Source organism: Promineifilum sp. (SeqCode), from assembly GCF_041918635.1.
Taxonomy (GTDB): Bacteria; Chloroflexota; Anaerolineae; order Promineifilales; family Promineifilaceae; genus Promineifilum.
In genome coordinates this window covers 1-9450 of the sequence record NZ_JAYRVJ010000564.1, presented here as the reverse complement: position 1 = coordinate 9450, position 9450 = coordinate 1, and the positions used below count along the sequence as shown (strand labels likewise).

12 protein-coding genes are annotated in these 9450 nt (G+C 67.3%); 4 read left to right on the top strand and 8 right to left on the bottom strand.

Annotated elements, in window-relative coordinates; all coding sequences use genetic code 11:
• From ACE3UY_RS16855 to ACE3UY_RS16845, 3 genes are all read left to right on the top strand, one after another.
• The coding region (locus ACE3UY_RS16855; RefSeq protein WP_374688653.1) for an NAD-dependent epimerase/dehydratase family protein at positions 1–933 on the top strand (933 nt) is incomplete at its 5' end.
• Positions 914–2059, top strand: a complete 1146-nt coding sequence (locus tag ACE3UY_RS16850) for a ribonuclease D (protein ID WP_374688652.1) — start codon at positions 914–916, stop codon at positions 2057–2059. The genes ACE3UY_RS16855 and ACE3UY_RS16850, both read left to right, overlap by 20 nt.
• Before the next feature lie 117 nt (positions 2060–2176).
• Positions 2177–3580 carry an MBL fold metallo-hydrolase RNA specificity domain-containing protein gene (locus ACE3UY_RS16845; RefSeq protein WP_374688651.1) on the top strand — a complete coding sequence of 468 codons (1404 nt, stop codon included), beginning with the start codon at positions 2177–2179 and terminating at the stop codon, positions 3578–3580.
• Here the strand turns inward: ACE3UY_RS16845 and ACE3UY_RS16840 are convergent.
• The gene (locus tag ACE3UY_RS16840) at positions 3570–4754 is read right to left on the bottom strand and encodes a glycine C-acetyltransferase (RefSeq protein WP_374688650.1); all 1185 of its coding nucleotides are present in this window, start codon (positions 4752–4754) and stop codon (positions 3570–3572) included. The genes ACE3UY_RS16845 and ACE3UY_RS16840 overlap by 11 nt on opposite strands.
• A 267-nt stretch (positions 4755–5021) precedes the next feature.
• Here ACE3UY_RS16840 and ACE3UY_RS16835 point away from each other — a divergent pair, with 267 nt between their 5' ends.
• The gene (locus ACE3UY_RS16835) at positions 5022–5420 is read left to right on the top strand and encodes an HNH endonuclease (protein WP_374688649.1); all 399 of its coding nucleotides are present in this window, start codon (positions 5022–5024) and stop codon (positions 5418–5420) included.
• Positions 5421–5477: 57 nt separating this feature from the next.
• Here ACE3UY_RS16835 and ACE3UY_RS16830 read toward each other — a convergent pair whose 3' ends face one another.
• From ACE3UY_RS16830 to ACE3UY_RS16800, 7 genes are all read right to left on the bottom strand, one after another.
• Complete coding sequence (locus ACE3UY_RS16830) at positions 5478–5960, bottom strand: low molecular weight protein arginine phosphatase (protein WP_374688648.1); 483 nt, start codon at positions 5958–5960, stop codon at positions 5478–5480.
• Between the two features lie 16 nt (positions 5961–5976).
• The gene (gene hpf, locus ACE3UY_RS16825) at positions 5977–6534 is read right to left on the bottom strand and encodes a ribosome hibernation-promoting factor, HPF/YfiA family (RefSeq protein ID WP_374688647.1); all 558 of its coding nucleotides are present in this window, start codon (positions 6532–6534) and stop codon (positions 5977–5979) included.
• Positions 6535–6625: 91 nt separating this feature from the next.
• A complete protein-coding gene (locus tag ACE3UY_RS16820; protein WP_374688646.1) occupies positions 6626–7348 on the bottom strand; it encodes a ComF family protein in 723 nt (240 codons plus the stop codon).
• Positions 7345–7659, bottom strand: a complete 315-nt coding sequence (locus ACE3UY_RS16815; protein WP_374688645.1) for a hypothetical protein — start codon at positions 7657–7659, stop codon at positions 7345–7347. The genes ACE3UY_RS16820 and ACE3UY_RS16815 overlap by 4 nt, the downstream gene beginning before the upstream one ends.
• Positions 7660–7688: 29 nt before the next feature.
• A complete protein-coding gene (locus ACE3UY_RS16810) occupies positions 7689–7856 on the bottom strand; it encodes a Flp family type IVb pilin (protein WP_374688644.1) in 168 nt (55 codons plus the stop codon).
• A gap of 55 nt (positions 7857–7911) precedes the next feature.
• Complete coding sequence (locus ACE3UY_RS16805; protein ID WP_374688643.1) at positions 7912–8601, bottom strand: response regulator; 690 nt, start codon at positions 8599–8601, stop codon at positions 7912–7914.
• A 158-nt stretch (positions 8602–8759) separates the two neighbouring features.
• A partial coding sequence (locus ACE3UY_RS16800; RefSeq protein WP_374688642.1) for a class I SAM-dependent methyltransferase occupies positions 8760–9450 on the bottom strand: 691 nt, incomplete at its 5' end.

Below are 9450 nucleotides of genomic sequence, written 5' to 3'. Positions count from 1 at the left end.
TTTATTGGCAGCCACCTGGCCGAACGCCTGTGCCGCGAGGGACGGACGGTCATCGGGCTGGACAATTTCAACGACTATTACGACCCGGCGCGCAAGCGGGCCAACGAGCAGCGGCTGTGCGCCTACCCCAACTTCCGCATGATCGAGGCCGATCTGCGCGACCGGACGGCCATGCTGGCCCTCTTCGCCGGGGAGCGGATTCGGGCCGTGGCTCATCTGGCGGCCATGGCCGGCGTGCGCAACGCCATCCTGAACCCGGAACTGTACGTCAACGTCAACCTCAACGGCACGCAGAATCTGCTCGATGCGGCGCGGGCCGCCGGCGGCGTGGAGAACTTCGTCTTCGCCTCGACCTCCTCCGTCTATGGCAACACGACGCAGATCCCGTTCGTGGAAACCGACCCCTGCGACCGGCCGCTCCAGCCCTACGCCGCCGCCAAGCGTGCCGCCGAGATACTCGGCTACAGCTACCACCACCTGTTCAGGCTCAACTTCACCGTCCTGCGCTTCTTCACCGTCTACGGCCCTAACGGCCGCCCCGACATGATGGCCTACCTGCTGGCCGACAGCATCTCCAAGGGCCAGGCAATCCCGCTCTACGACGGCGGGCAGATGTATCGCGACTGGACGTACGTCGATGATACGGTGGCCGGCGTGGTGGCCGCGCTCGACCGGCCGCTGGGCTACGAGATCATCAACCTGGGGCGCGGCGAGCCGGTGTTGCTGACCGATTTCGTGGAGATGATGGAGGAATTGAGCGGGCGCAAGGCCAATCTCGTGGACACGCCGCGTCTGGCGGCCGACTTCGTGCGCAACGAGGCCGACATCAGCAAGGCTCGCCGCCTGCTCGACTACAACCCGCGCGTCTCCGTGGTGGACGGCGTGCGCCGCTTCTGGGAATGGTACCAGCGCTATGACCTCGACCAGAAATAGCGCGCCGGCCACGTTCCGCTGGGTGGATAAGCAGTGGGTCTGGGCCGCCTGCCTGGGCGACCTGCAAGCCGCGCCTCGCCTGGGCATCGACCTGGAGGCCAACAGCATGTTCGCCTACGACGAACGCGCCTGCCTGATCCAGATATCGACGGCCACAACCGATTACATCATCGACCCACTGGCGACCATCGACCTGAGCCCGCTCGGCGCGATCATCGAGAACCCGGCCGTCGAAAAGATCTTCCACGCCGCCGAGTACGACCTTATCCTGCTGCGGCGCGACTACGGCTGGGAGCTCAACAACCTGTTCGACACCATGTGGGCCGCCCGCATCCTGGGGTACACCCAGTTCGGTCTGGCCGGCCTGCTGCGCCAGTTCTACGGCCTCCAGTTGAGCAAGCGCTTCCAGAAGTCCAACTGGTGCCACCGCCCCCTGTCGCCGGCTGAACTGGCCTATGCCCAGAACGACACCCACTACCTGCTCGACCTGCGCGACCGGCTGGGGGCCGAGCTGGAGGCGCGCGGCCACACCGCCGAAGCCCAGGAGATTTTCCGGGAACAGTCGCGCGTGCGGATGCCCAACAACGGCTTCGACCCCGACGGCTTCTGGCGGCTGAACGGCGCGCAGGAGTTGCCGCCGGGCCACCTGTCGGCGCTCCAGGCGCTCTACCTGTTCCGCGACCGGGAAGCCAAACGGCGCAACGCCCCCCACTTCAAGGTGCTTGGCGACCGGACGCTGCTGGAACTGGCGACGCGACTGCCGGCGCGGCCGGCCGACCTGGACGACATCCACGGCATGTCGGCCGGCCAGCAGCAGCGCTATGGCCGGCAGATTCTCGACCTCATCGCCGCGGCGCGGGAGGCCCCGCCGCCCCCGCCGCCCAAACGCCCGCCCCGCCCGTCCGACGCCGTGCTGACCCGCTACGACCGGCTGCACCGCTGGCGCAAGGCCAAGGCCCAGGCGCGCGGCGTCGAGTCGGACGTGATCATGAGCCGCGACGCCCTGTGGGTCATCGCCGAGGCCAACCCCGGCACGCTGGACGAGTTGAGCGCCCTGGACGTGCTCGGCCCCTGGCGGCTGGGGACGTATGGGGAGGAAGTGGTCGGGCTGTTTAAGAGGAAGTAGAGCGGGGGAGCAGGGGAGCGGGGGCGCTGGGGTGAAAAGAACCTGTCAACTGGACGTTCTTTCTCCCCCGCTCCCCTGCACCCCCGCTCCCCCGCACCAAAAAAAGGAGTATCCCCAATGGACATCACCTTCCACGGCGCGGCGCGCACCGTCACCGGCTCGCAACACCTGATCGATGTGAACGGCCACCGCATCCTGCTCGACTGCGGCCTCTACCAGGGGCCGCGCGAGAAGAGCGGCGACCGCAACCGGCATCTGCCCTTCGACGCCGCCACGGTGCACACCCTCATCCTCTCCCACGCCCACATCGACCACAGCGGCAACATCCCCAACCTGGTGCGCAACGGCTTCCGCGGCGACATCATCGCCACCTCGGCCACCCGCGACCTGTGCAGCATCATGCTGCGCGATAGCGCCAAGATTCAGGAACAGGACATCGAATACCTGAACAAGAAGCGGCGGCGCGAGGGCCAGCCGCCGCTGGAGCCGGTCTACACCATGGCCGACGCGATGGCCAGCCTGAAGCAGTTCCTGGGCATCAACTACGAGCGCCCCTATAACGTCGCGCCGGGCATCACTCTGACCTTCTACGACGCCGGACACGTGCTCGGTTCGGCGCTGGTGGCGCTCGACATCGAGGGGGACGGGCCGGCCAAGCGCCTGGTCTTCACCGGCGACCTGGGCCGCGCCAACCGCCCCATCCTCAACGACCCCGTTTTCCTCGACCGGGCCGACATCCTCATCATGGAGAGCACCTACGGCGACCGCGAGCACCCCAACGACGAGGACACCGACCACCTGCTGGAGGACATCATCCGCGACACGGTCAAGGCCGGCGGCAAGGTCATCGTGCCCGCCTTCGCCATCGGCCGGACGCAGGAGCTGGTCTACCGGCTGAATAATCTGGTCGAGCGGCGCGACCTGCCGCCCAACTTGCAGGTGTACGTCGATAGCCCGCTGGCGATCGACGCCACGGCCGTCTTCCGCGCCCACCCGGAGGCGTATGACTCCGAGATCGCCGAGGTGCTGATGACCGACCGCGACCGCGACCCGTTCGGCTTCACCATGATGCGCTACACCCGCTCGGCCGAGCAGTCGAAGGAACTCAACTTCCTGCGCCAGCCGGCGGTGATCATCAGCGCCAGCGGCATGGCCGAGACGGGGCGCATCCTGCACCACCTGAAGAACAACATCGAAGACCCGCGCAGCACCGTGCTCATCACCGGCTTCCAGGCCCCGGAGACGCTGGGCCGCCGGCTGGTGGACGGCCAGAAGCGGGTGAAGATCTTCGGCGAGGATTACGACGTGCGGGCGCGCGTCGTGTCCCTGAACGGACTGAGCGGCCACGCCGACCGCTCAGAGTTGCTCACGTGGGCCGGCCACCTGAAGCCGCCGCCGCGCCACACCTTCCTGGTGCATGGCGAGCCGGACGCCGCCCTGGCCCTGGCCGATAGCCTGCGCGTGCAGTTGGGCTTCCCCAACGTGCAAGCGCCGGAGATGCACCAGCGCTTTAGCCTATAACGCCCAACTCCCGGCCGACCTTGCCGAACGTCTCCAGGGCGATCTCGATGTCGCCGGGGTTGTGGGCGGCCGAGTTCATCACGCGGATACGCGCCTTGCCCTGGGCCACTGTCGGGTAGCCGATGGCCATGGCGAAGACGCCTTCCTCGAACAGCCGCCGGCTGAACTGCTGGGCCAGCCTGGCCTCGCCCAGCATGACGGGCACGATGGGCGTCTGGCTGAAGCCGGTGTTGAAGCCCATCGCCTGCATCTCGCGCCGGAACAGCTCGGCGTTCGCCCACAGCCGGTCGATGAGTTCCGTCGATTCGCTGAGAATGGCGACGGCCTCCATGCAGGCCGCCGTGTCGGGCACGGTCATGGCGCTGCTGAACAGGAAGGGCCGGCCGCGCTGGCGCAGCCACTCGATGATGATGCCCTTGCCCGCCACCAGCCCGCCGACGACGCCGAACGCCTTGCTCAGCGTGCCCACCTCCACGTCCACGCGCCCATGCAGGCCAAAGTGATCGACGATGCCCCGGCCACCGCGCCCCAATACCCCCTCGCCGTGGGCGTCATCGACCATCAGCATGATGCCGTGCGCCTCGGCCACCGCGCAGATGCGATCCAGCGGGGCGACGTCGCCGTCCATGCTGAAGACGCCGTCGGTGATGATGAGCCGGCGCTTGTAGTCCGTGCGCGCCGCGATCTGGCGCTCCAGGTCGGCCACGTCGGCGTGGGCGTAGCGGATGACCTCGGCCCGGCTCAGGCGGCAGCCGTCAATGATACTGGCGTGGTTCAACTCGTCGGAGAAGATGAGGTCGCCGGGGCCGACCAGCGCCGGGATGGTCGCCAGGTTGGCGGTGAAGCCGCTCTGCAGGGCGATGCACGCCTCGGCGTGCTTGAACTCGGCCAGCCGCCGCTCCAGCTCGACGTGCAGCGACATCGTCCCGGCAATGCTGCGCACCGCGCCCGGCCCGACGCCGTAGCGGTCGATGGCCGCCTTGGCCGCCTCGCGCACGCGCGGGTGGTTGGCCAGGCCGAGGTAGTTGTTGGCGCAGAAGTTGAGCAGCCGCCGGCCGTCGATGGTCACCCAGGCGTCCATCGGCGAGTCGAGGGTGCGGATGTGGTTGTAGAGGCCGGCCGCCTTCAGGTTGTCGATCTCCGCTTGCAGCCAGGCTGTTCTTCCGTCTTGCATGGTTACTCTCCCTTCTCTTAACAGTGTAGACCTGACCGGTGGGCGGCCCATGGTACGCTGACAAGAACGAGCCTTGTGGCCGTGGCCGCTCATCTCTCAGGTCTCATTGACGAAGCGCGCCCGTGTCGTTATACTCTCGAACGTATGAGCAAAGATGGCCTACTCGAGGAGCCAGTGCTCATCCTGAACGTGACATTCGAACCTATCCACGTTTGCAGCACGAAGCGGGCTCTGGCTCTGGTATTGTCCGGTAAAGCTGAGATTATTGTGAATGGTCGGGGGACCATTCATAGCGCTGTCGCTGCTTTTGAAATCCCCTCGGTCATCAAACTCAGCCACATGGTGCGGCGTCCACGCCCGCGCATCGCCCTGTCGAAGCGCGAGATTCTGCGCCGCGACGATTACACCTGCCAGTACTGCGGGCGCAAGATGCGCACGCTGACGCTGGATCACGTGGTGCCCCGCCGGCTGGGCGGCCCGCACACGTGGGACAACCTGGTCGCCGCCTGCTCGGCCTGTAACCGGCGCAAGGGGGGCCACCGGCCGGCCGAGGCCGACATGCTGCTGCATCGCGCCCCGTTCGAGCCTAGCCCCACCGCCGCCTACCGCTTCGGCAGCCACCTGGAGCAGCGCCAGGAGTGGGCGCAGTACATCGAAGGCTGGTAAGAGAGAATTAGGAATTAGGAATTATGAACCTACTCCTCTGTAGTGATTTCCTAATTCCTAATTCCTAATTTCTTCCGCGTTCTGCGAGGCCAGGGCGATGATGCGGTCGAGGCCCTGGTCAATGAGGGCGCTCAGACCGGCGTACATCTCCTCGTACTCCTCCAGCGGCCCGCCGTAGGGGTCGGCCACGTCGTAGGCGCGGCCGATCATCTCCGTCAGCAGGTACACCTTATGGGCCTGGGCCGGAAACTCCGCCCGCAGCGCCTCGGCGTGGCCGGTCTCCATCGTCAGCACCAGGTCGGCCTCGCGCAGATACGCCTCGTTCACCATCGCCGCGCGGTGGTCGGTGATGTCGTGGCCGTGACGGCTCATCACGCTGACGCTGTGGCGTGAGGCCGGCCGGATGACGACCGCCCACGTCCCGGCCGAGCCGACGCGCCACTCCGCCAGCCCTCGCTGCCGGAGCCGGTCGCGCAACAGGGCGGCGGCGACCGGCGACCGGCAGATATTCGCGGTACAGACAACTAGAATTCGCGCCATCGGGCAGCCGCCGAACCTAGTCGATCTCCGGCTGGAGCAGGCCGAACGTCCCGTCGCGCCGGCGATAGAGCACGTTCACAGCGTCGTCCTCCGAACTGAAGAAGACGTAGAAGTCGTGGCCGAGCAGTTCCATCTGATCGATCGCTTCCTCGGACGACATGGGGTGGAGGGCGAAGCGCTTGTAGCGGACGATGACCTGTTCTTCCTCCGCCGCCTCCTCGGCGATGGGCAGCGGTTCGCCCATGTCCTGGTCTTCGCCCTTGCCGCGGGTCTTGCGCTTGCGCTTGCCGCGGTAGCGCTCGATCTGCCGGTAGAGCTTGTCGATGACCGCGTCGATGGCGGCGAACATATCGCTGTTGCGCTCTTCGGCGCGCAGGATGGTGCCGCGCTCGTCGCGGATGGTGATCTCGGCCACGTGGCGCTGAACAGCGCTGCGCGTGTTCTCCGTCGCCAGTTCCACCTGGATACCGGAGAGGGTGGGTAGATAGCGGTCGAGCCGCGCCGTCTTCTTTTCGACGTAGTCACGCAGGCGCGGCGTGACCTCCATATTGCTAGAGAGGATTTGCAGTTCCATAGGCGATAGTTCTCCTTTCAGACTTGGGTGCGTTGTTGGTTGGCCCGCCGGCCGGAAGTCAGCATGGTTGGAAGGCGCGATTATCCCATGACTAAGAGACCCGCGCCAGACAATAGGCCGAAACGCCGGCCGCGCCGGCGGCCAGCAGCGCCTCGGCCGCGGCCGACATGGTCGCGCCCGTGGTCAGCACGTCGTCGATGAGCAGGACGTGACGCCCCGCCACGGCGGCCGGGTCGGCGGTGAAGGCCCCCTTCACGTTGTCGGCCCGCGCCGCCGGCCCCAACCCGACCTGAGGCGGGGTGTGGCGCGTGCGGCGCAGGGCGGCGGCGCTGAATGGGATGCCCAACGCTTGCGCCAGCGGCCGGGCCAACAGCTCTGACTGGTTATAGCCGCGCCGCCGCTGCCGGCGCGGGTGCAGGGGGATGGGCAGAATCAGGTCGGGCGGCTGCTCCCAGGCTGGCCACCCGGCGATCAACCGGCGGGCCAGCGGCGCGGCCAGGGCGAAGTAACCCTCGTACTTCAGGCCGTGGATGAGCCGGCTGGCCGGCTCCTGGTAGCGCAGGGGGGCGCGCATCTGGCGCAGCGGCAAGGGGCCGGCGGCGCAGGTGGGGCAAGCGCCCGGCCCCTCCAGCCCGCGCCCGCAGCGGTGGCAGATCGGCCCCGTCACCGGGACGAGCCGCGCCTCGCAGGCGGCGCACAACAGCGCGCCCACTCGCCCACAGCCAGCGCAGACGGGCGGGAAAGCCACGTCCAGACAAAAACCGGCGGCGGCCCGCCAGCGGACGGCGAGAGAGCGGTCAGGCGCGGCGATCACGGCTGTGAATCGAGCAATTCGGTGACGATAGCTTCCAGCAGTTGGCGCTTCTCGTTGCGGTTCAGCACGATGCCCTGCGCGTCGAGCAGCGCGTCCAGCTGGTCGTGCACAAACGGGCGAACCTGCGACCGCTCGGCGAAGGCCATGCCCGGGGGGCGCTGCCGCCGCAGTTGGGCGCACAGGTGGGTTTTGAGATCGACAAGGGCGTCGCGCGCGCCGGCGGCCGGCGAGTCGCGCCGGACGCGGATGTCGTGCAGATCGGCATCCCGCCGTTCCGTGTGGTTGGTGTCGGGGTCGGTGTCTTGCGCCACGGTCTTTCTTGCTACCTGGATCGGCCCGCCTAGCCGCCGGCCAATACTTGCCGGAACCACTCGCCGGCGCTAGTGAGCCACGCCCCGATGTAGGGGCCTAGCAGGGCCAGGATAGCGATCACCACGACCGCCACCAGAACGAGCACCAGAGCGTACTCCACCAGCCCTTGTCCCTCTTCGCCTCTGAAGAAGCGCATACGTACTTTCCTCCACGGCGGGCCGGCGGCCCGCCGGTCGTGCTCGGCCGATCAGTCAGCGCGGCGCGTCCAGCCGCACCCAGCCATGGCGCAGGGCGTAGACCGCGGCCTGTGTCCGGTCTTCGACGCGCAGCTTGCGCAGGACGGCGGTCATGTGATTCTTGACCGTCTGCTGGCTGATGTTCAACCGAAATGCGATCTCTTTGTTGCTGGCGCCGCGCGTCACCAGTTCCAGAATCTCCCTCTCACGCGGCGACAGCGGGATGGTAATATCCCCGGCCTGCATGCCGGCGGGCATGGCGTAGCGGTCGGCCCGCTGGGCGACCCAGTTGGCGGCCTCCACGGCGCTCATGATCTGATCGTGGATGACGTAACGGCCTTCATGAACGGCGTAGATCGTCTTGAGCAGCCTATCCGGGGGGATGTCCTTGGCGCAATAGGCCGCCGCACCCAACTGGAGCGCGTGGTAAACCTGCTCGGCGTTGTCGTAGCCGGTCAGGATGATCACCTTCGTCTCCGGTCGCTCATCGAGCATGCGCCGCGCCACCTTCAAGCCGCTCTCATTGGGCAGATTCACGTCCATGAGCACGATGCCCGGCCGCTGCTCGGTGGCGATAGCGAGCGCGGCCGTGCCATCGGCCGCCTCGCCCACCACGCTCAGGCCGGGATCCGTTTCCAGAACGTCGACAAGCCCCTGCCGGAAGAGGGGATGGTCGTCAACGATGAGGAGGGTGATCAAATCCATTACGTGGTGTTTCCCAAGCGCTGTATTGGCTTTCAGTATAGCACGAACGGCGCGATCATCCCAACGCGCCCAGACGAGGGCAGAACAGGACGCTGATAAACGCCGATGCTACGCTGATTCTCGCTGATAAGAACCTATCTTTTCCGTATCAGCGAGAATCAGCGTCCTGAATCGGGGTTTATCAGCGTCCCATTTTTCCGGCCGATGCACGTCATCAGGTCGCCAAAGTTGACCGGCACGGCGGCCTCGTCCAGCCCCAGCCGGCCAACCGCCCCACGCGCCAACCGGCCCAGCCCCGCGTGCAGCCCCGCCACGCGCGAGGCCAGATAGCCCAGACGCAAGTAGCGCCCCTGTGTCCCCTGCCAGACCACGTCGAACCCCTGCGCCGCGACCATCTCGCGCAGCGTCCGCCGGGTGAAGTAATAGAGGTGCATGTCCATCAGCCACGGCCAGCGGCGGCCCATGAGCCGGGCGACCGGCGCGTCGATGTCCATGGTGTGTACAAGCAGCCAGCCGCCGGGCCTGAGCAGGCGGCGCGCCCGGGCCAGCTCGGCCGCCGGGTCGGCGAAGTGCTCGATTACGTCCCACAGGGTGATCACGTCGAAAGACGCCTCCGGCAGCGCGACTGTCTCCAGCGTGCCCTGGCAGACGTTCAGGCCGCGGCGCTGGGCGGCCGCCGCCGCCCAGGACGACGGCTCGACGCCCTGGGCCTGCCAACCGGACTGCGCGGCCACCTCGACGAAGACGCCAATGTAGGCCCCCACGTCCAGCAGCGCCCGCCCCTCGGCCGGGCCGGTGAAGCGCTCCAGGTGGCGCAGGTGGTGACGAAAGGTCAGTTCGCGCCCCTGC